Raw genomic sequence first — 23849 nt, 5'->3', positions numbered from 1 at the left:
GCAGAGAATTTCGAGGTCAACGGTCACGTCAAAGGAGACATGGATGCCGAACCCCCCAACCACGGCCACGAACGATCAGGCCCTCATCGCCAGCCCCTCCGCCCTCAAGCGGGTGGTGGCCGCCTCGATGGCGGGCACCGTCGTCGAGTGGTACGAGTTCTTCCTCTACGCCACGGCCGCGAGCCTCGTCTTCGGCACGTACTTCTTCCCGCCCACCGGTTCACCACTCGACGGCATCATCGCCGCGTTCGTGACCTACGCCGTCGGCTTCATCGCCCGCCCCCTCGGCGGCATCGTCTTCGGGCAGATCGGTGACCGCTTCGGCCGCAAGCCCACGCTGCAGGCGACGATCATCATCGTCGGCGTCGCGACCTTCCTCATGGGCTGCCTGCCCGGCTTCGCCTCGATCGGCTTCTGGGCGCCGGCGATGCTCGTCGCCCTGCGCTTCCTGCAGGGCTTCGCGGTCGGCGGCGAATGGGGCGGCGCGGTGCTGCTCGTCGCCGAGCAGTCGCCCGACCGCTCGCGCGCGTTCTGGTCGAGCTGGCCGCAGGCGGCCGTGCCCGTCGGCAACCTCCTCGCCACCCTCGTGCTGCTGCTGTCGTCGTGGCTGCTCGCACCCGAGGCGTTCCTCGAGTGGGGTTGGCGCATCGCGTTCTGGCTGTCGGCCGTGATCGTGATCGTCGGCTTCTACATCCGCCGCAACGTCGAAGAGGCGCCGATCTTCCTCGAGGCCAAGGAGAAAGCGATCTCTGAGAAGGCGACCTCGTACGGTGTCATCGAGGTGCTGCGTCGCTACCCCAAGGGCGTGATCAAGGCCATGGGTGTGCGATTCGCGGAGAACATCTTCTACTACGTGATCGTCAGCTTCTCGATCGTCTACCTCAAGGTCGTGCACGAGTACGACACCAGCCAGCTGCTGCTGGCCCTGCTGATCGCGCACGTGGTGCACTTCCTGGTGATCCCGCAGGCCGGCCGTCTGGCCGACAAGTGGGGCCGCCGCCCGGTCGTGATCCTGGGCGCGGTGCTCGCGGCGACGTGGGCGTTCATCGCCTTCCCGCTGTTCGACACGCTCAACCCGGTGCTCATCGTGGTCGCGGTCACGCTGGGCCTCGTGTTCCACGCGTTCCTGTACGCGCCGCAGCCGGCGATCATGAGCGAGCTGTTCCCGACCCGGATGCGGTACTCGGGTGTCTCGCTCGGCGCTCAGGTCACGGCGATCGTGGCAGGTTCGCTCGCGCCGATCCTCGCGACCCAGTGGCTGCGCGACTTCGGCTCCTGGGTGCCGGTGGCGATCTACATCGTCATCGCCTGCGTGCTCACGACGATCGCGGCGCTGTCGCTGCGTGAGACCAAGGGCATCTCGCTGCTGTCGATCGACGAGGCGGATGCCGCGCGTCACGGCTGAACCACAGCGACAGACGAACGCCGCCCCTCACGAGGGGGCGGCGTTCGTCATTGGGGCCTCGGGTCAGGGCATCCCGCCGAAGAACCCGAACAACCGGGGCACCTGCATGAGCAGGAAGATGAGTCCGATCACGAGCAGGGCGACCCAGGAGCCGCGCGACTTGAGCCGCCGGCCGGGCTCGGCGACACCGGGCGGGGGAGTGAGCAGTCCGGCGGGCGCCGCGAACGGCAGGGGCGCCTGGCCGGGCGCGGCCGAGGGCTGCGCCACCTGCAAGCGTTCATCGCGCCACCGCGCCCACTGGTCGAACTTCGTCATCAGCGCGCCCACGACACCGAACAACCACGCCCAGGTGGCCGGGTCGGTCGTCGAGACCGGGCGCTGCAGATAGAGGAACAGCCAGTCGTCGATGATCTCGACATCCAACTGGGCGGCGTTGTCGATGAACCGGGCCATGATGTCGGGCGTGAACAGGTACAGCGCGTCGGCCTCATACCCCTGTGGGCAGTACAGGTGGAAGTACTGGTCGAAGTCGCCCTCGAGCGAGAGTCGCTGGTCGCGGTCGAACGATGAGGGCAGGTTGGAGCCGAGGGCGTTGTTGCCCACCGCGTCGAGCACGATGTGGGGCAGCGGCACGTCGAGCTTCACTGCGACGTAGCCCCAGCGGTAGGTGGTGGAGCTCTTGCCCGATTTCACCGTGTACTGATAGTTCGCGAACTCGACGAACCGGGGCTGGTGGCCGCGCACGAGCGAGGTCGACATGCGGCTGGAGCCGCGGCCGAAGATCATCCCCGGCAGCGGGGTGTTGAGCACGCGATCCTCATAGACCATGTTGTTCGCGGCGGCGAAGCGGGCGATGCGGTAGCGCTCCACCCGCCGCCGGCGGTAGGCAACGACGGTGATCACGGCGATGACGGCCGCGACACTCACGAAGATCAGCACGGGCAGGAGGAGCGGGCCCACCGAACCGCCGAACGCGCCGGAGGAGGCGATCCCGACCGACACCGTGATCAAGACGAAGGCGAACATGAGGCCGACCGCCCCGAACAACACCCACGAGATCACGGCGGTGGCAGTGGGCGGATGCTGGGCACGCATCTCGCGCAGGAAGGCGGTGACGGCGCGGGGGTCGACGGGATCGGTCAACGGCCTGGCGTCGAAGCGCGTGGTGCCCGGGTCGGTCATGCGAACACGGTACCCGGCGCGACAGGGCTGGTCGGCGCGCGGCGCGGCATCCGGTAGACTGTTGTGGTTGTCTGCCCGTCGGCATGTCCGCCGAAGGATCAGACGACACGCAACACACCCTCCTGCTTCCGGGAAAGTCCCGGGAGCCGTTCTAGTCCGAAGGAGGTGGGTAAGTGACGCACCAGTACGAGCTCATGGTCATTCTGACCCCCGAGCTGGACGAGCGCCAGGTTGCCCCCAACCTCGACAAGTTCCTGAAGGTCATCACCAACGATGGTGGCTCGATTGACAACGTCGATGTCTGGGGCAAGCGCCGTTTCGCCTATGAGATCAACAAGAAGAACGAAGGCATCTACGTCGTCGTGAACTTCACCGCGAGCAGCGAGGCCACCCAGGAGCTCGACCGCCAGCTCAAGCTGAGCGAGCTCGTGTTCCGCACCAAGGTTCTCCGTGCCGAAGAGGCACAGGCCATGGTTGCCGCCGAGGCCAAGCGCGCCGCCGACAAGGCTGCCCGTAAGCCCAAGGTCGCGAAGGCCTAAGGCTCATGGCCGGCGAAACCGTCATCACCGTGGTGGGAAACCTCACCGCCGACCCCGAGCTGCGGTACACGCAGAACGGTCTGCCGGTGGCGAACTTCACCATCGCCTCGACGCCGCGCACGTTCGACCGCCAGGCCAACGAGTGGAAGGACGGCGAAGCGCTGTTCCTCCGCGCGTCGGTGTGGCGCGAGTTCGCCGAGCACGTGGCGGGCTCGCTGACGAAGGGCATGCGCGTCATCGCGCAGGGCCGTCTGCGTCAGCGTTCCTACCAGGACCGCGAAGGCAACAACCGTACGGCGATCGAGCTGGAAGTTGACGAGATCGGTCCGTCGCTGCGTTATGCGACGGCTCAGGTCACGCGGGCCGCATCGAACGGCGGTGGCGGCGGCGGACAGTCGCGTCCGCAGCAGCAGGTCTCGGACGAGCCGTGGTCGACCCCCGGCTCCTCGAGCTCCGACGCCTGGAGCACTCCGGGCAGCTTCGGCGACGACACCCCGTTCTAAACGAATTGCGGATGCTGCGGCATCCGAACACTCTCTAAGGAAAACTCATGGCTGGAAAGTCGAGCGGCGACCGCCGCAAGCCGCGGAAGGGCGCGAAGAACGCCGCTCCCGCGAAGTCGATCCGCGTGGGCGTCATTGACTACAAGGACGTCGCAACGCTTCGCAAGTTCATCTCGGAGCGCGGCAAGATCCGCGCCCGTCGTATCACCGGTGTGTCGGTGCAGGAGCAGCGTCTGATCGCCCGTGCGATCAAGAACGCTCGCGAGATGGCTCTCCTGCCCTACTCCGGCGCCGGACGCTGAGGGGTACCGACATGGCAAAGCTGATTCTCACGAACGAGGTCGCCGGGCTCGGTAGCGCTGGCGACGTCATCGAGGTCAAGAACGGGTACGCCCGTAACTACCTCATCCCGCAGGGCTTCGCTGTCGCGTGGACCCGTGGTGGCGAGAAGCAGGTCGAGCAGATTCGTGCTGCTCGTCAGGCTCGCGCGATCCACGACCTCGACGACGCCAAGGCGCTGCAGGCCAAGCTCGAGGGCACCAAGGTGCGCCTGGCCGTCAAGGCCGGTGCCGAGGGCCGTCTGTTCGGTTCGGTCAAGCCGGCCGACGTGGCCGAGGCTGTCGCCGCCGCCGACCTGGGTTCGATCGACAAGCGCAAGGTGCACATCACCGCGCCGATCAAGTCCACCGGTGAGCACGAGGCGACCGTGCGTCTGCACGACGACGTCACCGCTGTGATCACCCTGCAGGTGGTTGCTGAGCGAGGCCGCGCGTAAGCGCGACCGAGACGAAGTATGGTTGCCGCGAAGTAATCGCGTCTGCACGGACTAAGGCCCCCAGGATCTTCGGATCCTGGGGGCCTTTCCCATGCGCATCCCCAGCGCGGCCAATGAAGTGGAGGGGGCGGATGCCGGATGTGGGAGTTTCCGGCATCCGCCATGGACGGCGGGCCGATGCCCGAGAACCGTCCCGAGCGGTGCGGCGGAGGTGGGATCCCCGCCGCACCGCTGCGGATGCCGGTCACAGCGTGAGGGCACTGGGGGGCACCCTGGCGCTGGTGACTCTGAGGCATCCGCTCCGCCGACTCGCAGCGCGACCACGTGGGAAGGGTCGTGCGAGTCGGCGGACATCTGAGTGGATGGCTACCGCGCGTATGGGTCGATGCAGGGTCGACCGGAGGGCAGGTCAGTCGGGGTGGACGTCAGCGCGTGCCGCGGGCGCGGCGGGAGGGGCATCGTCGTCGACCGTGAGGATCGAACCGTGGATGCCGGGGGAGGGGATGCCGGAATCGGCGAGGTGCCCGATGAGGGCGGGCGCGCCGCTACCGCTCGATGACGTCGAGCTGGATGGGCCGGCGCCGGCCGTGAGGGCCGAGGCGTCGGCCGGGAGCGCGGCGGAGCTGGGGGCATCGGCGGTCGTTGCCGATGCGACGTCGGTGCGCGGGGCCGCGGCCGTCTGCGCGGCGTACGCGGCCTGAGAGATCACCCAGGCATCACGCGTGCTGACGGCGCCGAGTGCGGGGTGCGTGTGCGGGTGTGGGGCGGTGGCGTTGGACGATCCGGATGCCGCGGGGCGCTGGCCTTGGGCTGTGGCCTGGTTGCTGTCGGTCGAGGTGCCCGCGTTGCTGCCGGCCGGAGTGCCCTCGCTCGGGCCTTCGCCCTGGCCGGCGCCCTGGCCCTGCGAGCCGCCGCCGGGTGCCGGGTTGCCGCCCTGGTTGGAGTTGCCGCCCTGGTTGCCGTTTACTGGCTCGGGGTTGGCTGGTGTCGGGTTCGGGGTGCTGTTGCCGCCGCCTCCGGCATTGCTCTCGGCGCTGTTGCCGGGAGTGGCAGGCTGGCCACCGTGCTGCGTGCCCGCGTTGCCACTGTTGCCCTTGTCGTTCTGGGGGGTGCCGTGCTGGGGCTCGTTGCCGGTGTTGCCGGTGGGCTGGCCGTTGCCCTTGACGGGTTCCGCGGGAGTGGGAGTGACGGGAGTCGTGGGCTTGTCGGCCTTGGGCTTGTCTGCTGGAGACTTGTCGGCCTTGGGCTGGGTGGGCTGCACCGGGGTCACGGAGGGCTTCTGCGGCTTCACTGCCGGTGCCGGCTTGGGTGCGGCGGCCGGCTGGGGCGCGGCAGCGGGCTTGCTCGGCAGTGCCGCCTGTGGCTTCTGCGCTGCCTGCGCCTTCGTGGCGGAAGCCGAGGCCTGCGTTGCGGAGGACGTCGTGCCGGTGGCATCCAGCGTCTCTTCGGCGTGCGCGGTCGCACCGCTGAAGAAGATCGCGTAGGCCGCCCACAGCAGAATGCCGAGGCCACCGAGGAGCAACGTCGCCAGGGGGCGGCTCGCGTGCGCACGGAACTGCACGGTCCACCTCCCCACCAGGCTGCACGAAACGCACCCGGGTGAGATGCGCTCTTCTGGGCGAGAATACTCCGGGCCATACGCGCTGTCCACCGCGATCGCAGGCTGTGATCGGATCGATCGGCGCTGCGCCACGCCCGGCGCGGAACCGACTTGACTTCTCCCCAGGTTGTTCACATTCACGGCAGGTGAACCCAACCTTAAATCTTGCCTTGAAGTCGATTTTCATCCACAGGGTGGGGAAACGAGAAACCCCAGGTAAATGCGGGTAAAAAAGTTGCCGGGAGTGGCTGTCCACCGACTCATCCACAGGTGTTCTGCACAGACACTCCCAGGTTGTCCGCATCCTCTCCACAGAGTTATCCACAGGGTCTGTTGCATGTGGATAAGGGTGCTCCTACCGTGGTCGAGACCAGATGTCGGTTGTTCATGGTTCCCTGTGTGCCAAAGCCCGGAAACCCGGTGCGACAAGCCCGTCGTCGCACGTGAACAGCGGCAGAGATCTGGACCGGAGGGAGCACTGTGTCGATTGCCGACATTTCGGACGAGCGTCTCGGAGGCGGGCGCGGGCCGGAGCGTACCCCGCCGCACGACTTCCTCGCCGAGCAGAGCGCCCTGGGCGGCATGCTGCTGTCGAAGGATGCTGTCGCCGATGTGATCGAGACGCTCAAGGGCGCCGACTTCTACATCCCCAAGCACGAGCTCATCTACGAGGCGATCCTCTCGCTGTACTCGCACGGTGAGCCGACCGACGTCATCGCCGTCACCGACGAGCTCATCAAGACCGGTGAGCTGGGCAGGGCCGGCGGCGCCGACTATCTGCACACGCTGACCTCGATCGTGCCGACCGCCGCGAACGCCGGCTACTACGCCGGGATCGTGTCGGAGCGGGCGATTCTGCGTCGCCTCGTCGACGCCGGAACGCGCATCGTGCAGCTCGGGTACGAGGGTCAGGGCGACGCGACCGACATCGTCAACAACGCCCAGGCCGAGATTTACTCGGTGACCGGTTCCGAGACGGCCGAAGACTACGTGCCGCTGACCGTCGCGGTGGATGCCGCTGTCGAGGAGATCGAGGCGGCCAACAGCCGCGATGGGTCGATGACGGGTGTGCCGACCGGGTTCCGTGAGCTCGACGAGCTGACCAACGGTCTGCACGGTGGGCAGATGATCGTCGTCGCGGCGCGTCCGGCTATGGGTAAGTCGACGCTGGCGCTGGACTTCGCGCGGTCGGCATCCATCGGTCACAACCTGCCGTCAGTGTTCTTCTCGCTCGAGATGGGCAAGAGCGAGATCGCGATGCGTCTGCTCAGTGCCGAGGGTGCGATCCCGCTGCAGAACATGCGTAAGGGCAACCTCGACCCGCGCGACTGGACCACGGTGGCGGCGACGCGCGGCCGCATCAACGATGCGCCGCTGTACATCGATGACAGCCCCAACATGACCCTCGTCGAGATCCGCGCGAAGTGCCGGCGGCTCAAGCAGCGCGAGGGTCTGCGCATGGTCATCATCGACTATCTGCAGCTGATGACCTCGGGCAAGCGTGTCGAGTCGCGTCAGCAGGAGGTGTCGGAGTTCTCGCGAAGCCTCAAGCTCATCGCGAAGGAGCTGCAGGTGCCCGTGATCGCGCTGAGCCAGCTGAACCGCGGCCCTGAGCAGCGGCAAGACAAGAAGCCCGCGATCAGCGACCTGCGTGAGTCGGGCTCGATCGAGCAGGACGCCGACATGGTGATTCTGCTGCACCGCGACTCGGTCTACGACAAGGACGTGCGCCCGGGCGAGGCCGACCTCATCGTCGCCAAGCACCGTAACGGCCCCACCGCGACGATCACCGTCGCGTTCCAGGGCCACTACTCACGGTTCGCCGACATGGCGCCCGGCGACTTCGGTGGGGGCGGGGACTTCAACTAAGCTCAGCCCTTGACTCCCAAGAATACGAGTGTATTCTCTCTCCACATACACTCGTATTCTGAGGAGATGAGATGACCCCTTCCCGTCCGGCTGCGTCGTGGGTGACGCGCCTTCCCTGGCTCGCCGCCGTGGGCTTCGCCCTGGTTCCCGTGCTGTTCACCGCGGTGGCCTCGGCCGTCGCTCAGATCACCGCCGCAGGGGAGAGTTCGTCTGCGCTGCTCATCGCGGTGGGCGCCGCGCTCTCGGCGGCGGTGGGCATCATCGTGATGCGCATCTCGCCGCCGAGCCTTCGCGACTATGGCTTCCGCGCCCCCAGCAAGCTGCGCTCCGTCTGGTGGTTCGTGCCGCCGATCCTCACCCTGCCGATCATCGCTGCGACGGCCGGTATCCATGTCTCCGCGCCCACCCTGCTGGCATATGCCGCGCTCGCGATCGCGGTGGGTGTCAATGAAGAGGTGTGGTTTCGCGGCGTCGTGCTCGCGGTGCTCCGACCGCACGGAGCGCGCGTCGCAATCGTCGGCACCTCGCTGCTCTTCGGCATCCTGCACCTCGTGAACCTGCTTGCCGGCGAATCGCTGGCGGTCGCGGGCTTGCAGCTCGCCTTCGCTGTGCTGTTCGGCGTGGTCGCGGCGGAGCTCGCGGTCCGCACCGGAAGCCTGTGGCCCGCCATCGTGTGGCACGCCGCATGGGACTTCCTCAACTTCGCCGGAGGCAACTCGACATCGCCGCTCGCGCTCAGCGGAATCGGCGTCTGCTGCGTGCTGCTTCTCGTCTACGCGCTCATGCTCTGGCGGGGCGTCGACCGCTTCGAAGGCCCCGTGGCATAGACCGTACGATGGCAGACATGTCACTGACGCCTCGACAGGCTGAGCTCGCTGATGCCGTCCTCGGCCTCATCGGTCGCGAGGGCATCGCCGGGGTCTCGTATCGGGCCGTGGCCGCGGAGTCGGGATGGTCGCTCGGCGCGGTGCAAAAGGCCTTTCCCTCCAAAGGCGAGATGCTCTCCGCGGCCTTCGCGCGGTTGCGCGCGCAGAGCGGACCGACTCCCGCCGCACCTCCCGGTGTGCCGACCGTGCGCGAGTGGCTCGTGCAGCTGCTTCTGGGCATCCTCCCGCTCGACGACGCGCGTCGTGCGGCCCAGCGCCAGGGTGACGCCTTTGCGCAGCACGCGCTCACCGACCCGTCCGTCGGGGCGGCGATCGCCGAGAGCGATGCGCAGATCCGCGGCTTGATCGCGGGGTTGATCGCACGATCCCGAGCGGCGGGCGAACCCGGAAGCCCGGTCGACCCCGACACCGCCGCATGGGCCGTGCTCGCACTTGCTCAGGGCCTTGCGGCGCAACTGCTCTACGCGCCCGAGCCCGAAGACACCGTGCGCACGCGCGTGGATGCCGCCCTCGCTGCCTTGGTCGGCTGAGGCGCGCTACGGCAAGAGCCTGGCCGGCTCAGGACATCGTGCTCGTGAACACCCAGCGCTCGTCGATCGTGCCGTCGCCGAGGTAGTCGGTCTCGGTGATCTCCGACAGCACCCGCCCGTGGGTGTCGTACACCCACGTCGTGGAGCGGATCTCGATCACGTCGCCGCCGACCGTGACCGTGCTGACCGTCGACAACGGCCGGTCGTGCGTGTCATAGGTGCTGACGACCTCTTCGACGTGCTCGGCGGTGCCGTCGCCATCTTCATCGAAGGTCTGCACGCGCCGGATGTCGCGGCCGCGGGCATCCCGTTCGTACACCGTCTCCAGGATCGGCGCGACCACGCTGCCCAGCGTGAGTGAGGTCGTGTCCGCCACCAGCCGGCCGCGGGAGTCATACGTCCACGTCCCGCTCAGGACCGCGTCGATGACACCGTCGCCCTCATGGTCGTACGTCGTGGTGTACCCGGTCTCATGCCCGCGCCGATCGCGCGTCACGGAATGCACCTGCGTCTCGCCGGACGGCGATGACGTGACCGTGTAGCCAGTGAGCAAGCTCCGCGAATCGTACGACAGGCGCGTCTCCTGCACCATCGTCTCGGTGGGGGTCGTGTAGGTCTCGGTCACGCTGAGCACGTTGTTCCGTTTGCCGTAGGTGGTCTCGATCGCACTGACTTCGGTGACACCCGTCGCGGCGTCGAAGAACTCCGACTCCGAATGGATCGATCGCCCCTTCTTGTCGAGCGTATCCACGAGGGTCAATCGCCAGTCCGTGACACCATCACCGTCGACATCGTCCTCGATGACCGAGCGGAACGTGCGCCCCGCCTTGTCACTGGTATCGGTCGACGACGTCGTCGAGTCGATGATGCCGTCGCCGTTGTCGTCCCTCGTGATGATCACGCTGGTCACGAGGCCGCGTGCGTCGTAGCTGAGCTCCTGCCATTCGGTCGCATCGACGGCGCCGTCGCCGTCCCCATCGGTGGTCGTGGTGGCGAGCGAGAGCCGCCCGTCGTCGTCGTAGATCAGGGTCGTCAGAATCGTGAGGTCCCACGCACCGTCGGCATCGAAGTCGTCACGGCTCTGCTGGGTCAGCAGCGTTCCGCCGGCGTCATACGTCGACTCGGTGAGGATGATGTGATCGGTCGCGCCGTCGCCGTCCGCGTCGACCTCCGTCCGCTCCACGACACTCGTCGTTCGCGGCGGAAGAACAGGCGTGGCAGCCGAGGCTGCCGGTGCGACAAGCACCGCGGCGGCGAGTGCCGCCACCGGGATGCCGGCGAGCAGGGAGACCGTGCGGCGCAGACCACATTCTCGATTCATGAGCGCACATTAGACCCGCGGGGTGCGGCGGCGCCAGAGGCAGAATCCTGGGCAGGTGGGAAAAGTAGCTTAGGCTAAGCTAACTAGGTGACCGCAGCGAGTGAATACGCCACACAGGCGCGCCTGCTGGCCGGCCGCGCGAGTGACCCGGCCCTGGTCGTAGGCGACCGCACCGTCACCTACGGCGAGCTCGACGACCTCGTCACGGCCCGCCGGCGGCAGCTCGGCACCACCCGCCGTCTCGTGATGGTCGTCATGGCCAACACCCTCGACCCCGTCGTCACCTATCTCGCCGCGCTCAGCGGGGGCCACGTCGTGCTTCTCGTCGCCGACGGCCCGCACTCCCACACCACCCTCATCGACACGTTCGACCCCGATGTCATCGCCCAGGGGCAGGCCGACGACGGCGCCATCATCGAGCGGCGTCCGGGTACGCGTCACACGCTGCATCCTGACCTCGCCATGCTCGCCAGCACGTCCGGCTCGACCGGTTCACCGAAGCTCGTGCGACTCTCGCTCGAGAACCTCCTGAGCAACGCCGAGGCGATCGCCGAGTATCTGCGCCTCACGAGCGCCGACCGCGCCGCGACCACGCTGCCGCTGCAGTACTGCTACGGCCTCTCGGTGCTCAACAGCCACCTGCTGGCGGGCGCCAGCGTGCTCCTCACCGAGCGCAGCGTCACCGACGAGCTCTTCTGGGCGGAGTTCGCCGATGCCGGCGCCACCTCGTTCGCCGGCGTCCCGTACACCTTCGAACTGCTCGACGCGAGCGGCTTCGCGCACCGCGAGCTGCCCACCCTGCGCTACGTCACGCAGGCCGGCGGTCGGCTCGATGTCGACACCGCCCGCCGCCACCTCGACCTGGCCACCCGCCGCGGCTACGACTTCTTCACGATGTACGGCCAGACCGAGGCGACTGCGCGGATGGCGTACGTTCCTCCCGCGCTCGCCGCCTCCGCTATCGGCGCGATCGGACGCGCCATCCCGGGCGGCTCACTGCGCGTCGACCCACTCGACGACGCGGCCACCGAGCCGGATGCCGTCGGCGAGCTCGTCTACCAGGGCCCGAACGTCATGATGGGCTACGCCGAGAGCCCCGCCGACCTGGCCCGCGGTGCCACTCTCACCGAGCTGCGCACGGGAGATCTCGGCCGCCGTCGCCCGGATGGCCTGTTCGAGATCGTCGGCCGCCTGAACCGGTTCTCCAAGCTCTACGGCATCCGCGCAGACCTCGACCAGCTCGAGCGCACGCTCGCCGCCGAGGGGATCGACGCCCGCATCGTGTCGGATGACGACCGCCGGCTACTGGTCTTCGTCGGCGCCGCGCGGCACATCCGCCGCGCCACCGCCCTCGTCGTCGCCGCGACCGGCATCCCTGCGCATGCCGTCGCCGGCTTCGCCGTCGACGCCTACCCGCGCACCCCGAGCGGAAAGATCGACTCCGTCGCCCTCCGTGCCCACGCGGCGGATGCCGAACGCGCACACAGCGACACCGACGGCGGGCGCAGTGTGGAGCAGCTGCGCGACCTCTACGCCCAGCTCCTCGCCCGCCCCGACGCGACCGCCGACGACTCGTTCACCTCGCTCGGCGGGGATTCGCTGAGCTTCGTCGAGCTCTCGGTCCGCCTGGAGCAGCACCTCGGCACCCTGCCCCGCGAATGGCCACGCCTGACGATCGCTGAACTGAGCACCCTCGCCGACGCCTCCGCCGCGGTCGAGGGCACCGAAGCACCGGCGCCTGACCGCGGCTGGCGGCGCTGGCCGCGCGTCGAGACCGTGACCGTCTTGCGTGCGGTGGCCATCCTGCTCGTCGTCGCCACCCACGCCGACCTGCTCTTCGCGCGCGGGGGCGCGCACGTGCTGCTGATCCTGCTCGGATTCGGTATCGCCCGCTTCCAGCTGACGGAGGCGCCCCCGGGCATCCGCTCTCGTCGGCTGCTGCGGGCCGCGGCGCGTATCGCGATCCCCGCTGTGCTGTGGATCGGCTTCGTATCGCTGCTCACCGCCCAGTACCCACCGAGCACAGTGCTCCTCGTGCACGGGTTCCTGCCCGACGCCGATGGCAGCTGGGACAGCCAGTGGGCGTACTGGTTCATCGAGCTCGCCGTGTGGGGGATGCTGGCGCTCGCCGCCCTGTTCGCGCTGCGCGTCGTGGACCGCTGGGAGCGCGCGCGCCCCTTCGTCTTCGCGCTGACTCTGCTGGTGGCCCTGCTGGCGCTGCGCTACGCCGTCACCGGTGTCGAAACCGGGCTCGTCGAGCGCTACACACTCCCCGCGGCCGGGTGGCTGGTCGCGCTCGGCTGGGCCGCGGCGCGGGCTGACCGCTGGTGGCAGAGATTGCTGCTCAGCGGCGTCCTCATCGCCGGGATGATCGGCTTCTTCGGCACCCCGATGCGCGAGGTCATCGTGATCGTCGGGGGACTCGTGCTGCTCTGGCTGCCGACCGTGCGACTGCCGCGACAGGTGGTGCCGGTGCTCGTGCTGCTGGCCGGCTCGTCGCTGTTCGTCTACCTGACGCACTGGACCGTGTTCCCGATGTGGGAGCACACCTCCCCGCTGCTGGGCGTGGTGCTCTCGTTCGCGGTCGGCTTCGCCGCCTGGCGGGCGTATCAGCTCGCCGAGCGGCGCCTGCGCGGCCTGCTCAGCGCGGCAGCGCCGCGGGATACAGCACCGCTGCGCCGTCGACCGTGACGTGCGCCGGGACCCCGACCGCCAGCGCATCGGCATCACGCCGCGGCACCATCACCGTCACGGTATCCTCGCCGATCGCGAGGGTCACCGCGGTGGTTGCGCCGCCGTGGCGCACGTGCGCCACGGTCGCCATGCCCTGAGGCTCGGGTCGCACCCGCAGCTGATCCGGACGCAGGAGCGCCACGACAGCGGATGCCTCGCCGGCGAGGTCGCGACCGACGTCGATCACGCCGAGCGGGGTCAGCGCCTGTGCGCCCTGACGCCGCGCCGGCAGCACGACCGTGTCGCCCAGCAGCCGCGCCACGCGCAGATCGACCGGCTCGCCGTAGACCGCCTCGGGGGCGCCGTACTGCACGAGCGAGCCGTCGATCAGCACCCCGACGAGGTCGCCGAAGGTCAGCGCCTCGGTGTGATCATGCGTCACGAGCACGGCGGTCACGCCGGTGCGATCGATGATCTCGGCGACCGCGGTGCGGGTGGCTTCGCGCAATTCGGCATCCAGCGCGCTGAACGGCTCGTCGAGCAGCACGACATCCGGCGACGTCGCGAGGGTGCGAGCGAGGGCCACGCGCTGCTGCTGCCCGCCGGAGAGCTCATGAGGCAGTCGATCGGCGAGGTCGGATGCCAACGAGCAGAGCTCCATGAGCTCCGCGATCCGGGTGCGCTGCCGCGCCGCACGCGGCAGACCGAAGCCGATGTTGCCCGCCACGCTCAGATGCGGGAAGAGTGCGCCGTCCTGCGGCACGTAGCCGATGCGCCTGCGGTGCGCGGGCACGTTCACGCCGTCGCCGACCAGGCGCCGGTCATCGAGCTCGACCGTGCCCGCATCGGGCGTCTCGAACCCGCCGATCACGCGCAGCAGGGTGCTCTTGCCCCCACCGGACGGGCCGACCAGGGCGAGCCGTGACCCGCGTGGGACGCGGAACGAGACGTCATCGAGCACGTCATCGGCGCCGAAGCTCTTGCGCACGTGGCTCACGGTCAGCGTCATCGGCTTCTTCCTCGGGTGGCGTGGGTGAACATGATGGCGACGGCAGGCGCCGACAGCGCCACCAGCAACAGCGCGTAGGGGGCTGCAGCGGCGTAGTCGATGGAGGATGCCGCAGCCCAGAACTGTGTGGCGACGGTGCGGGTGCCGGTGGGAGCCAGCAGCAGGGTCGCGGTCAGTTCGCCGGCCGCGCCAAGGGCGACGAGTGAGGTCGCTGCGGCCAGCGTCGGCAGCAGCAGCGGAAGGGTCACGCGCAGGCGCGCGACCAGCGGCGAGACGCCCAGCGCGCGGGCGGCCTCCTCGAGACCGACCGGGGTCTGGGCGATCCCCGCCCGCAGGGTGACGATCGCACGGGGCAGGAAGATGATCGCGTACGCGGCGACGACGAGCCCCGCGGATTGATAGATCGCCGGCGCCACCCGCACGGTGACGGTGACGAGGGCGAGCGCGACGATGATGGCCGGCAGGCTGCTCGCGAGGTACGCCGCCCCGGCGAGCGTGCGCGAGAGCCGCCCGGGGTAGCGGGCAGACAGCCAGGCGATCGGCAGGGCGACGACCACCGTGGCCAGGGCGCCCGCGGTGCCCAGCGCCAGGGTCGTCAGGACCGTGCTCACCAGCGTCTCGACGTCGATCGCGGTGCCATGAAACAGCCACCGGATCACGATCGTCATCGGCACGCCGGCCGCCGCGATGACATAGCCGACGGGCAGGAGCAGCATCGCCGCCGTGGGGAGGGGCCGCAGGCGGAGAGGTTCTGCCCGCCGGGGGGCTCCGCTGCCCACTCGCGCGTAGCGCCCATGCCCCTGCAGCAGGGTGTCGCCGAGCAGCAGCAGCGCGCACAGTGACGTGAGCACGATGCCCAGCGATGCCGCCGCGGGGCCCGCGAAGGTGGACTGGTAGGCGACGACGATCGCGGTGGTGAACGTGTCGAAACGGATGAACGCGAACGCACCGTACTCGGCGAGCAGATGCAGCCCCACGACGAGGCCGCCCCCGAGCATGGCCAGACGCAGCTGGGGCAGCACCACGCGGAAGAACACGCGCCAGGGCCCGAGGCCGAGCGAGCGGGCCGCCTCTTCCCATGCCTTGTCGAGGCCGCGGAGCGCGGCGAGGATGGGCAGGAACACGAGGGGGGAGTAGGCGAGCACCGAGACCAGCAGGGCGCCGGCGAGGCCGGACACCCCGGGCGCGACGCTGCCCCAGGCATAGCTGCTGACGAACGCGGGAATGGCCAGGGGTGCGGCGCACAGCACGGCAAGGGTGCGCCGGAACGGCAGCTGCACCCGCTCGACGAGCCACGCGCAGCCGGTGCCGATGGCCATGGTCAGCGGCACGCCGAGCACGACCAGCAGCACCGTGTTGCTCAGCAGCTCGCCCGCGCGGGGGCGCCACAGCAGGGCGCGCAGTTCGTCGACACCGATCGCGACTCCGGAGGCCACGACATAGCCGACCGGGATCAGCGCGCCGGCGCACAGCAGGCAGACCAGCACCACGAGACCGACGCTCGGGCGTCGCCGGTGCGGGATGCGGGCCGCTGCACGACCGGCCAGGGGGGTGGTTTTCAGAGCAGCCCCGCGTCGATCATCAGCTGGATGACATCGGGGCCGTTGAGGGTGCTCGGATCGATGGCCGGGGCGTCGAGCGTGTCCAGGGCCGGCAGCGCCGGGTTCGCCGGCACGTCGGATGCGACGGGGTACTCGAAGCTGTATCCCTCGCCGAGGATCCTCTGCCCCTCGGTTCCGGTGAGGAACGCGAGGAACTTCTGCGCCTCTTCCGGGTGCGCGGCGTTCTTCAGCACGGCACCGCCGGAGACGCTGACGAACGCGCCGGGATCCTGGTTGCCGAAGTAGTGCAGCTCGGTGTTGCCCGAGTTCTCCTTCGTGCCGTCCTGATCGCGGTACCAGTAGTAGTGGTAGATCACACCCACGGGCACATCGCCGGCATTCACGGCCTTCATGGTGGCGATGTTGTTGTTGTAGATCTCGGCGTTCGCGTCCATCGCGTCCAGCCAGGTCGCGGTGGCCTCGGAACCCTGCGTCTGCAGCATCGCTGAGATGATCGCCTGGAAGTCGGCTCCGCTCGGCGCCGCACCCCAGCGGCCCTTCCACTCCGGGTCCTGCAGGTCCATCAGCGACGCGGGCAGGTCGGCCTCGTCGATCAGCGACGGGTTGTACACCAGCACGGTCGAGCGCGCCGCGATGCCGGTCCAGTCGCCCGAGGCGGGGCGGTAGGCCTCCGGCACGGTCTGCAGGGTCGCCGAGTCGACGGGCGCGAGCAGTCCGGCGTTCTCCACCAGCGACATGGCGGGGGAGTTCTCGGTCAGGAAGACATCAGCGGTGGAGGCATCGCCCTCCGCGACCAGCTGGTTGCCGAGCTCGCTATCGCCGCCGTTGCGCAGCACGACTGCGATGCCGGTCTCTTCGGTGAAGGCGTCGGCCCACTCTTCGGTGAGCTTCTCGTGCTGGGCGTTGTAGATGACCAGGGCGTCGGCGTCTTCGTCACCTGCGCCGCCGGGGGAGGCAGAGCTGCAGGCGGAGAGAGCGACGGTGGCGACGACCGACAGTGCGAGGGCGGACAGACGGCGGTGGAGGCGGCGAGGCATGGGGGAAGCTTCCATCTCGGCGGAAATAAGGCAAACCTAACCTACCACCGGGGGCCAGATCGCCGAAGAACGGATGCCGCGCCGCGGCGGTCAGGGGCGCACGCGCACCCGGCGTCCGTCGATCTCCACCACATCGCCGTCGTGCAGCTGGCGTCCGCGCCGCCGCTCGACGTCGCCGTTCACGGTCACGAGGCCGTCGATGATCATCTCCTTGGCGTCCCCGCCCGAGTCGAGCAGCCCCGCGTACTTGAGGAAGGAGCCCAGGCGGATCATCTCGCCCCCGATGGAGACGTCGTCGATCGGATCAGTCACCCCTGAATGCTAGACGCCCTTCGACAGGCTCAGGGACCCAGACGCTCAGGTGATGTCGACGGTGACCGTGTGCCAGCCGGTCGCGCCGTCCGGCGCCACGGGTCGGCGCTCGAAGACCTGCATGTTGCCGTCGGCGTCGATCGCCCGGCAGGTCACCCGGTGCGGGCCTGGCGTCGCGTCCCACGTCCACCGCCACTGCACCCACGTGTCGGTCGAGGCATCCCACCCCAGCTCCGCGTCCTGCCAGGGGTCGTCGTCGATCTGCACCTGCACGCCGGAGACGCCGGTGTGCGGCATCCAGGCCACTCCCGCCACCGTGACCGGACCCGCCGCCCACGTCGACTGCGACCGCGGCACGTCCACCCGCGACTGCAGTTTGATCGGCCCCTTCTCCGACCATCCGCGGTCGGTCCAGTACGCGCGGTCACGGTCGAAACGGGTGACCTCGAGCTCGACGACCCACTTCGTCGCCGACACGTAACCGTACAGGCCGGGCACCACCATCCGCACCGGGAATCCGTGCGCGAGCGGTAGCGGCTCCCCGTTCATCCCGATCGCGAGCAGGGCGTCGCGATCGTCGGTGAGGGCGCCGAGCGGGGTGGATGCCGTGAAGCCGTCCGATGAGCGGGAGAGCACCATGTCGGCCTCGGCGAGCGGGCGCGCCCGCGCGAGCAGCTCGCGGATCGGATACCCGAGCCACACGGCATTGCCGACCAGCCCGCCGCCCACCTGGTTCGACACGCACGACAGGGTGACGGGGGCCTCGCGCAGCGGCAGGGCGAGCAGGTCGTTCCAGGTCAGCCGCACTTCTTGCTCGACCAGGCCGTGCACGCGCAGCTCCCACTCGGCCGGGTCGAGGTTCGGCACCACGAGGGCCGTGTCGATCCGGTAGAAGTCGGCGTTAGGGGTCACCAGCGGGCTCAGGCCCGGGATCTCGAGGTCGGCGCCGTCGGGAATCGTGACCGCGGTGGATGCCGCGGCGGGCAGCTTCAGCGCGGCGCGGATCGTCGACACCGCCTGCGATCCCGCGCGCACCATCGACCCGCCTACCGCGGTGAGGATGCCGACAGCCGCCGTCACTCCGGCGAGGGTGAGGAACCTGCGTCGCGTGGTCGCTGTGCCGTCGGCCCGCACGGTCGCCGCCGCATCGACGGGGATCCAGCGCACGAGCATCCGCATCGCCATCGCCGCCGCCACGCCGGCCAGCACCGAGGGCAGCCACGCCCACATGCCGGCGTCCTCACGGGTGATCGCCACGATCGCCGCCGCGGCGCCGAGCGCCAGCGCGACTGCCGCCCCCGACCACGCGCGCCGCCACTCCCAGACTCCGGCGAGAGCGCCGAGGGCGAGCATCGCGACGAGGATGCCGATGATGAGCGCCAGCTTGTCGCCGGTGCCGAACAGGGCGATCATCGTGTCCTTCGCCCACGGCGGCGCCAGATCGATCATCGCGCCCCCGACGACGGGCAGGGGAGAGGATGCGGGCACGAACAACGCCGCCGTGAGGGTGCCGAGCCCGATGCCGAGCAGCACGGCGGCCACCCCGGCGAGGGCCGCCGAGGCGCGGCCGGCGGGCCTCGCATGCCGCGGCTGCGCCGCGCGGGTGGTCATCTGCTCAGCGTAATCAGCGCCGCGTCAGAATCCAGAGAATCTGACAGGTCTGTAAGACTCCCTCACCGGGTGATGGCTTCGACCAGCGCGGCCGCACGCTGCACGTCGGCGCGCTCGCCGCGGGTGAGCGCCCACCGTGCGAGCGGTTCGCCCCATGCCTGCGCGCCGCTGAGCCGGATCACCCGCCAGGTGTGCAGTTCGCAGCGGTCGTCGCCGAGCGCGGTGATGGTTCGGTGCCCCTCAGCATCGGCGCCGTCGATGGCGCGCCAGGTGAACGATGTGCCGGGGGTGACCGTGACCACCTCGACCACGGCCCGGCTGAGCGTGCCGAGCACGCGCATCTCTTCGACGGCGGTGGCTCCCGGGAACACCTGCCCGGGAGGCGACTGCTCCATCCGTCGCACCCGGGCACGCCAGAGCGGGTCGTTGGCGTAGTCGGCGAGCAACCGCCAGGCCACGGCCGCCGGGGCGGCGATGACCGCGCGGGCTTCAGTGATGATCGGCATCCGACCTCCCCATGTCGAGTGCGTGGTTCCGGGTCCGGCCGCTACCGGAGGGATCAGAGCCGGTACAGATTCAATCCGGTGCCCTCATCGAGCACCTTGTGGGTGGGTTCGTCGTAGGCGCTGACGATGATCTCGCCCGCGCCACGGATCCAGACCTCTTTCACATGCCCGGCGATCGCGCCGAGATCCTGCTTGCCGAACGTGCCGTGCAGGTGCACCGAGAGCGCGCCGTCGACGGTGGAGACGTTGCCGGTGAGGTTGACGACCTCCATCTGCTCGTCCACCACCGTGTCGATGTAGGCCTTCGATACCGGGTCGCGAAAGCTGATCGTCACTCGATGCGCGGCACCCAGCCCGGTGATCGAACCGCTGGTGATGCCCTGGACGGTGAGAAAGTCCGTGAGCGCGCCGAGCACCTCACTCTCGGTGGCGACCGAGACCACCCAGCGTTTCGGTGACACCTCGAGGGCGCTCCACCCCGATCCGGTCTTGGCTGCCGCGGTCATGGGCGCTCCCTTCGCCGTCGCTGGGATCAGTCGACACCCAGGGGCCGCTCGGGCGCAAGAGACGAGTGTCGCATTACGACTCAGACGGCGCCAGCGGCAGGGCAGGCCCGTGGTTCCAGGCGAGGATCGCCGGCTGTTCGCGGTAGTACCCGAGTACCGACACCGAGCCGGCATCGAGCGTGATCATCGCCGCGAACCGGGGTGCCTGCCGCAGGAACACGGCGGTGAGGATGCGCAGGAAGTGCCCGTGCGCGATCAGTGCGACGTCGCCGTGCTCCATGGCATCCAGCACCCGCGGCAGCACACGCGACGCGCGTGCCGCGACCTCTTCCACGGTCTCGCCGGGGGTGTCTCCGCGGATCACTCCGTGCGTGAACGCCGTCCAGTCGTAGCCGAGTTCGGCGCGGATCTCCCTGGTCGTGCGTCCCTCATATCCGCCGTAGTCCCACTCCAGCAGCATCGGATCGACCTCGGCATCCAAGCCCGCGAGCTCTGCCGTGCGCCGCGCCCGCTCGAGCGGCGAGGTGAGCACGAGACCGAAGTCGTAGCCGCGCACGAGTTCGCCGGCACCACGGGCGAGCTCCTCGCCGCGCGCGGTGAGAGGGATGTCGGTCAGGCCGGTGTGCCGCCCGGTGCGCGACCATTCGGTCTCGCCGTGCCGCAGCAGCACCAGCTTGCCCTGCGGGTTGTCGGGGGCGGGGTGATCTGGCAGCGGGTCGATGACGTCCACCCCGCCACGCTACTCCGCTCGCACCGGCACGGTGCGGGCATCCGTCGTTACAGTGGGGCGGATGCCCTGAAGGAGAAACCCATGATCATCGCCGCCCTCGTGCTCGCCGCCCTCGCCGCCGCCCTGCACGTCTACATCTTCTACATGGAGTCGTTCGCCTGGACGACCCCGCGCGTGCGCGCCACCTTCGGCACCAGCGAGGCGCAGGCCGCCTCGTCCAAGGAACTCGCCTTCAACCAGGGCTTCTACAACCTCTTCCTCGCCCTGCTCGTCGTCCTCGGCATCGTCTTCTTCGCCGCCGGCAGCCCCGTGATCGGTGCGACCCTCGTGTTCGCGGGCGCCGGTTCCATGCTCGCCGCGGCCCTCGTGCTGCTGGTGACCAGCCCCGACAAGGCCCGCGCGGCGCTCACCCAGGGCACCCTGCCGCTGCTCGCGGTGATCCTCCTCGCGATCGGCCTGCTCGTCTGACCCGCCTGCCCCCATCCTGGACAGATTGCCCATTCCTGGATGCGGGATCGTCGGCATCCTGCACCATCTGCCCAGCGCGATGCGCTCGGATTGCCCACGTAAGACCCGCGCGCCTACGCTGACTCAGCGACGGCGCCGCTGCCGTCCCGACGCAACGGAGCCTCCCCACGATGACACTCCCCGCCCGCCGCGGTCTCGACGCCATTCCCACCTACCGTCAGGGCCGCCCCGCGGCGCCCGGCGCCTCCAAGCTCTCCTCGAACGAGTCGCCGCATCCGCCACTGCCGTCGGTGATCGACGCCGTCCGCGAGCGCATCGAGACGATCCACCGCTACCCGAACATGGCCGCGCCCGAGATCATCGGTCGTCTCGCCGAGCGCTACGGGGTGGATGCTGCGCAGGTGACCGTCGGCGCCGGTTCGGTGGAGCTCGCCGCGCAGCTCATCCACGCTGTCGCCGGCGAGGGTGACGAGGTGATCTTCGCCTGGCGGTCGTTCGAGGCGTACCCCTCGCTCGTGCGCATCGCAGGCGCGACGCCGGTGCAGGTGCCGCTGGATGCCGACCACCGCCACGACCTGGATGCCATGCTCGCGGCGATCACTCCGCAGACGCGCCTCATCTTCGTGTGCAACCCGAACAACCCCACCGGCACGGTCGTCGGCCCCGCCGAGCTCGAAGCCTTCGTCGCCGCCGTGCCACGCGACATCCTCGTCGTGATCGATGAGGCCTACGTGCACTTCGACCGCTCCGAATACTTCGACGACGCGCACGCGGGCGCCGGCATCCACCTGCTGCACCGCTACCCGCACGTCGCCGTGCTGCACACCTTCTCCAAGGCCTACGGGCTGGCGGGGCTCCGCATCGGATACGCGATCGCGCCGCGCGAGATCGCCGACAGCCAGCGCAAGGTCGCCATCCCGTTCGGCGTCACCGACCTCGCCCAGACCGCCGCCGTCGCCTCGCTCGACGCCGAAGACGAACTGCGCGAACGCATCGCCGAGGTCGTCACCCAGCGTGAGCGGCTCGTGTCGGTGCTGCAGGATGCCGGATGGCCGGCTGTCGCCAGTGAGGCGAACTTCGTGTGGGTGCCCGCCGGTGAGCGGGCCATCGAGCTCGACGAGCTGCTGCAGGCCGGCGATGTCGTCGTCCGCACCTTCCCCGGCGACGGGGTGCGCATCTCGTCGGGTTCGCAGGAGGACATCGACCGGGTCGAGCGGGCGCTCGCCGCATCCACCGTCTCTTCCACGACCGCCGAGGAGGCACGCGCATGACCGAGGTTCCCGTCGTCACCACGACCACCAGGGGCCTGCAGTCCGGGCTGAGCCGCGGCCAGATCGCGATGATGGGCCTGGGCAGCGCGATCGGCGCCGGCCTGTTCGTCGGCTCCGGTCAGGCGATCAGCATCGCCGGCCCCGCCGTGATCATCTCGTACCTCGTCGCCGGCACGATCGTCGTGCTGGTGATGGCGATGCTCGCCGAGATGGTCGCCGCCAACCCCAGCTCGGGGGCCTTCAGCTCCTACGCGCAGAAGGCGATGGGGCGCAGCGCCGGCAGTGCGGTGGGGTGGCTGTACTGGATCACGCTCGTCGTCGTGGTGGCGGCCGAGGCCACGGGTGCCGCCGGCATCGTCGCGACCTGGGTGCCAGGGGTGCCCGCGTGGGTGTGGGTGCTGGTCTTCGTGGTCGCCCTCACCACCGTGAACCTGTTCGGGGTGCGCAACTACGGGCGCTTCGAGTACTGGTTCGCCGCGATCAAGGTGTTCGCGATCATCGCGTTCCTCGTCGTCGGTGCCCTGGCGATCTTCGGGCTCATCCCCGGGCAGCCCGCCGCGGGCGTCTCCAACCTCGTCGACAACGGCGGCTTCTTCCCCACCGGTATCGCCGGCATGGCCGGTGCCCTGCTGATCGTCATCTTCGCCTTCGGCGGCACCGAGATCGTCGCGATCGCCGCGGCCGAATCGGATGACCCGTCGAGCAACATCCGTCGCATCGTGCGTCAGGTGATGGTGCGCATCCTCGTCTTCTACGTCGGGTCGATCCTCGTGATCGTCGCCGTGCTGCCGTGGAACGACCCCAGCGTCAAGGCCGGACCGTTCTCGGCGGTGCTCGCCCATCTGCAGATCCCCGGCGTCGACCTGCTCATGTCGCTCATCGTCGTGATCGCCCTGCTCTCGGCCATGAACGCCACGATCTACGGCTCGTCGCGCATGCTCTACTCGCTGGGTGAGCGGGGGCTCGCGCCGCTGGCCGTCACGAACGTCACCGAGCACGGCGTGCCGCGGGTGGCCGTGCTGGCATCCGTCGCCTTCGGCTTCGTCACGGTGCTGCTGAACTGGCTGTTCCCCGACATGGTGCTGCCCGCGCTGCTGAACGTCGTCGGCTCGACGCTGCTGGTGATCTGGACGGCCACCGCGATCTCGCAGATTATCCTGCGCCGCCGCGCCGAGGCCGAGGGTACGCACCTGCCGATGCGCATGTGGGCGTTCCCGTGGCTGTCGATCCTCGTGCTCGTGCTGCTCGCCGGTGTCGTCATCCTGGCGATGTTCAACGAGGCGGCCCGCACGCAGCTGCTGCTCACCGCGGGCCTCACGGTGGCGCTGCTGGTGGCCGCCCGCCTGACGCGCGGCCGCTCCCGCCCTGGCGTCATGCGCGACGAGGTCTGAGGGCGCGCGCTCCACGCCCCGCAGCCTCCGCATCCCGCGAGACCCGGATGCTGCGCCGAGACGCCACTTCTGCGTCGAGACGCCTGTTCTGTGCAGGCGTCTCGACGCAGAACCGGCGTCTCGGGGCATCCGCCCTCCCGCAGCCCCCCGCCGGCCCCACCT

23 protein-coding genes are annotated in these 23849 nt (G+C 69.4%); 12 read left to right on the top strand and 11 right to left on the bottom strand.

Annotation, left to right across the window (positions count from 1 at the left end):
* Window positions 1-43: 43 nt before the first annotated feature.
* Complete coding sequence (locus WDU93_RS02865; protein ID WP_337317184.1) at window positions 44-1405, top strand: MFS transporter; 1362 nt, start codon at window positions 44-46, stop codon at window positions 1403-1405.
* A gap of 63 nt (window positions 1406-1468) precedes the next feature.
* Here WDU93_RS02865 and WDU93_RS02860 read toward each other — a convergent pair whose 3' ends face one another.
* Window positions 1469-2587, bottom strand: a complete 1119-nt coding sequence (locus WDU93_RS02860) for a hypothetical protein (protein ID WP_337317182.1) — start codon at window positions 2585-2587, stop codon at window positions 1469-1471.
* Window positions 2588-2760: 173 nt separating this feature from the next.
* Between WDU93_RS02860 and rpsF the strand changes: the two genes are divergently transcribed.
* The 4 genes from rpsF to rplI are packed head-to-tail and all read left to right on the top strand — an operon-like array spanning window position 2761 to window position 4404.
* On the top strand, window positions 2761-3126 hold the full coding sequence (rpsF, locus tag WDU93_RS02855; protein ID WP_337317179.1) for a 30S ribosomal protein S6: 366 nt from the start codon (window positions 2761-2763) through the stop codon (window positions 3124-3126).
* Between the two features lie 5 nt (window positions 3127-3131).
* Window positions 3132-3629 (top strand): single-stranded DNA-binding protein, encoded by a 498-nt coding sequence (locus WDU93_RS02850; protein ID WP_337317177.1) that lies wholly within the window; start codon window positions 3132-3134, stop codon window positions 3627-3629.
* A 47-nt stretch (window positions 3630-3676) separates the two neighbouring features.
* The gene (gene rpsR, locus WDU93_RS02845; RefSeq protein WP_337317175.1) at window positions 3677-3931 is read left to right on the top strand and encodes a 30S ribosomal protein S18; all 255 of its coding nucleotides are present in this window, start codon (window positions 3677-3679) and stop codon (window positions 3929-3931) included.
* Between the two features lie 11 nt (window positions 3932-3942).
* A complete protein-coding gene (gene rplI, locus WDU93_RS02840) occupies window positions 3943-4404 on the top strand; it encodes a 50S ribosomal protein L9 (protein WP_337317173.1) in 462 nt (153 codons plus the stop codon).
* 409 nt (window positions 4405-4813) lie between these two features.
* Here the strand turns inward: rplI and WDU93_RS02835 are convergent, their stop codons facing one another.
* A complete protein-coding gene (locus WDU93_RS02835) occupies window positions 4814-5965 on the bottom strand; it encodes a hypothetical protein (protein ID WP_337317171.1) in 1152 nt (383 codons plus the stop codon).
* 519 nt (window positions 5966-6484) lie between these two features.
* Here WDU93_RS02835 and dnaB point away from each other — a divergent pair.
* From dnaB to WDU93_RS02820, 3 genes are all read left to right on the top strand, one after another.
* Window positions 6485-7873: a replicative DNA helicase gene (gene dnaB / locus WDU93_RS02830; protein ID WP_337317169.1), complete on the top strand. Its 1389-nt coding sequence runs from the start codon at window positions 6485-6487 to the stop codon at window positions 7871-7873.
* Window positions 7874-7944: 71 nt separating this feature from the next.
* Complete coding sequence (locus WDU93_RS02825; RefSeq protein ID WP_337317167.1) at window positions 7945-8700, top strand: CPBP family intramembrane glutamic endopeptidase; 756 nt, start codon at window positions 7945-7947, stop codon at window positions 8698-8700.
* Window positions 8701-8717: 17 nt separating this feature from the next.
* Complete coding sequence (locus WDU93_RS02820; RefSeq protein WP_337317165.1) at window positions 8718-9290, top strand: TetR/AcrR family transcriptional regulator; 573 nt, start codon at window positions 8718-8720, stop codon at window positions 9288-9290.
* Between the two features lie 28 nt (window positions 9291-9318).
* Here WDU93_RS02820 and WDU93_RS02815 read toward each other — a convergent pair whose 3' ends face one another.
* The gene (locus WDU93_RS02815; RefSeq protein ID WP_337317163.1) at window positions 9319-10611 is read right to left on the bottom strand and encodes a hypothetical protein; all 1293 of its coding nucleotides are present in this window, start codon (window positions 10609-10611) and stop codon (window positions 9319-9321) included.
* Window positions 10612-10698: 87 nt separating this feature from the next.
* Between WDU93_RS02815 and WDU93_RS02810 the strand changes: the two genes are divergently transcribed.
* Window positions 10699-13302, top strand: coding sequence for an AMP-binding protein (locus tag WDU93_RS02810; protein WP_337317161.1), 2604 nt, complete (start codon window positions 10699-10701; stop codon window positions 13300-13302).
* Here the strand turns inward: WDU93_RS02810 and WDU93_RS02805 are convergent.
* The 8 genes from WDU93_RS02805 to WDU93_RS02770 all read right to left on the bottom strand — a co-directional run bounded on the left by WDU93_RS02805 (window position 13253) and on the right by WDU93_RS02770 (window position 20557).
* The gene (locus WDU93_RS02805) at window positions 13253-14293 is read right to left on the bottom strand and encodes an ABC transporter ATP-binding protein (protein ID WP_337317158.1); all 1041 of its coding nucleotides are present in this window, start codon (window positions 14291-14293) and stop codon (window positions 13253-13255) included. The genes WDU93_RS02810 and WDU93_RS02805 overlap by 50 nt on opposite strands.
* Window positions 14290-15783 (bottom strand): ABC transporter permease, encoded by a 1494-nt coding sequence (locus WDU93_RS02800; RefSeq protein ID WP_337317157.1) that lies wholly within the window; start codon window positions 15781-15783, stop codon window positions 14290-14292. Before WDU93_RS02800 ends, WDU93_RS02805 begins: the two co-directional genes overlap by 4 nt.
* Before the next feature lie 68 nt (window positions 15784-15851).
* Window positions 15852-16892, bottom strand: a complete 1041-nt coding sequence (locus WDU93_RS02795) for an iron ABC transporter substrate-binding protein (RefSeq protein WP_337317155.1) — start codon at window positions 16890-16892, stop codon at window positions 15852-15854.
* A 90-nt stretch (window positions 16893-16982) separates the two neighbouring features.
* Window positions 16983-17204, bottom strand: a complete 222-nt coding sequence (locus WDU93_RS02790) for an RNA-binding S4 domain-containing protein (protein WP_337317153.1) — start codon at window positions 17202-17204, stop codon at window positions 16983-16985.
* 45 nt (window positions 17205-17249) lie between these two features.
* Window positions 17250-18815, bottom strand: coding sequence for a molybdopterin-dependent oxidoreductase (locus tag WDU93_RS02785; RefSeq protein ID WP_337317152.1), 1566 nt, complete (start codon window positions 18813-18815; stop codon window positions 17250-17252).
* 62 nt (window positions 18816-18877) lie between these two features.
* Complete coding sequence (locus tag WDU93_RS02780; protein WP_337317150.1) at window positions 18878-19321, bottom strand: SRPBCC family protein; 444 nt, start codon at window positions 19319-19321, stop codon at window positions 18878-18880.
* Between the two features lie 53 nt (window positions 19322-19374).
* Window positions 19375-19827: a PPC domain-containing DNA-binding protein gene (locus tag WDU93_RS02775; RefSeq protein WP_337317148.1), complete on the bottom strand. Its 453-nt coding sequence runs from the start codon at window positions 19825-19827 to the stop codon at window positions 19375-19377.
* A 73-nt stretch (window positions 19828-19900) separates the two neighbouring features.
* Window positions 19901-20557, bottom strand: coding sequence for a histidine phosphatase family protein (locus WDU93_RS02770; protein WP_337317145.1), 657 nt, complete (start codon window positions 20555-20557; stop codon window positions 19901-19903).
* Window positions 20558-20638: 81 nt separating this feature from the next.
* Here WDU93_RS02770 and WDU93_RS02765 point away from each other — a divergent pair, with 81 nt between their 5' ends.
* The 3 genes from WDU93_RS02765 (at window position 20639) to WDU93_RS02755 (ending at window position 23687) form a co-directional block, all read left to right on the top strand.
* Window positions 20639-21025, top strand: coding sequence for a DUF1304 domain-containing protein (locus tag WDU93_RS02765; protein ID WP_337317143.1), 387 nt, complete (start codon window positions 20639-20641; stop codon window positions 21023-21025).
* A 170-nt stretch (window positions 21026-21195) separates the two neighbouring features.
* Window positions 21196-22296 (top strand): histidinol-phosphate transaminase, encoded by a 1101-nt coding sequence (gene hisC / locus WDU93_RS02760; protein WP_337317141.1) that lies wholly within the window; start codon window positions 21196-21198, stop codon window positions 22294-22296.
* Entirely contained in the window at window positions 22293-23687 is a 1395-nt protein-coding gene (locus WDU93_RS02755) for an amino acid permease (RefSeq protein WP_337317138.1), read from the top strand. Before hisC ends, WDU93_RS02755 begins: the two co-directional genes overlap by 4 nt.
* The last annotated feature ends 162 nt before the right edge of the window (window positions 23688-23849 follow it).

Source organism: Microbacterium istanbulense (assembly GCF_037204145.1).
In the GTDB taxonomy this organism is placed as follows: Bacteria; Actinomycetota; Actinomycetes; order Actinomycetales; family Microbacteriaceae; genus Microbacterium; species Microbacterium istanbulense.
The sequence above is the reverse complement of the archived record's forward strand: the minus strand, read 5'-3'. Positions and strand labels throughout refer to the sequence as shown.

Excerpts from the sequence above, each read along its gene's own strand:
- WDU93_RS02865 (WP_337317184.1), top strand. The coding sequence starts at position 44 with ATGCCGAACCCCCCAACCACGGCCACGAACGATCAGGCCCTCATCGCC.
- WDU93_RS02860 (WP_337317182.1), bottom strand. The coding sequence starts at position 2,587 with ATGACCGACCCGGGCACCACGCGCTTCGACGCCAGGCCGTTGACCGAT.
- WDU93_RS02850 (WP_337317177.1), top strand. The coding sequence starts at position 3,132 with ATGGCCGGCGAAACCGTCATCACCGTGGTGGGAAACCTCACCGCCGAC.
- rpsR (WP_337317175.1), top strand. The coding sequence starts at position 3,677 with ATGGCTGGAAAGTCGAGCGGCGACCGCCGCAAGCCGCGGAAGGGCGCG.
- rplI (WP_337317173.1), top strand. The coding sequence starts at position 3,943 with ATGGCAAAGCTGATTCTCACGAACGAGGTCGCCGGGCTCGGTAGCGCT.
- WDU93_RS02825 (WP_337317167.1), top strand. The coding sequence starts at position 7,945 with ATGACCCCTTCCCGTCCGGCTGCGTCGTGGGTGACGCGCCTTCCCTGG.
- WDU93_RS02820 (WP_337317165.1), top strand. The coding sequence starts at position 8,718 with ATGTCACTGACGCCTCGACAGGCTGAGCTCGCTGATGCCGTCCTCGGC.
- WDU93_RS02815 (WP_337317163.1), bottom strand. The coding sequence starts at position 10,611 with ATGAATCGAGAATGTGGTCTGCGCCGCACGGTCTCCCTGCTCGCCGGC.
- WDU93_RS02805 (WP_337317158.1), bottom strand. The coding sequence starts at position 14,293 with ATGACGCTGACCGTGAGCCACGTGCGCAAGAGCTTCGGCGCCGATGAC.
- WDU93_RS02795 (WP_337317155.1), bottom strand. The coding sequence starts at position 16,892 with ATGCCTCGCCGCCTCCACCGCCGTCTGTCCGCCCTCGCACTGTCGGTC.
- WDU93_RS02785 (WP_337317152.1), bottom strand. The coding sequence starts at position 18,815 with ATGACCACCCGCGCGGCGCAGCCGCGGCATGCGAGGCCCGCCGGCCGC.
- WDU93_RS02780 (WP_337317150.1), bottom strand. The coding sequence starts at position 19,321 with ATGCCGATCATCACTGAAGCCCGCGCGGTCATCGCCGCCCCGGCGGCC.
- WDU93_RS02775 (WP_337317148.1), bottom strand. The coding sequence starts at position 19,827 with ATGACCGCGGCAGCCAAGACCGGATCGGGGTGGAGCGCCCTCGAGGTG.
- WDU93_RS02765 (WP_337317143.1), top strand. The coding sequence starts at position 20,639 with ATGATCATCGCCGCCCTCGTGCTCGCCGCCCTCGCCGCCGCCCTGCAC.
- hisC (WP_337317141.1), top strand. The coding sequence starts at position 21,196 with ATGACACTCCCCGCCCGCCGCGGTCTCGACGCCATTCCCACCTACCGT.
- WDU93_RS02755 (WP_337317138.1), top strand. The coding sequence starts at position 22,293 with ATGACCGAGGTTCCCGTCGTCACCACGACCACCAGGGGCCTGCAGTCC.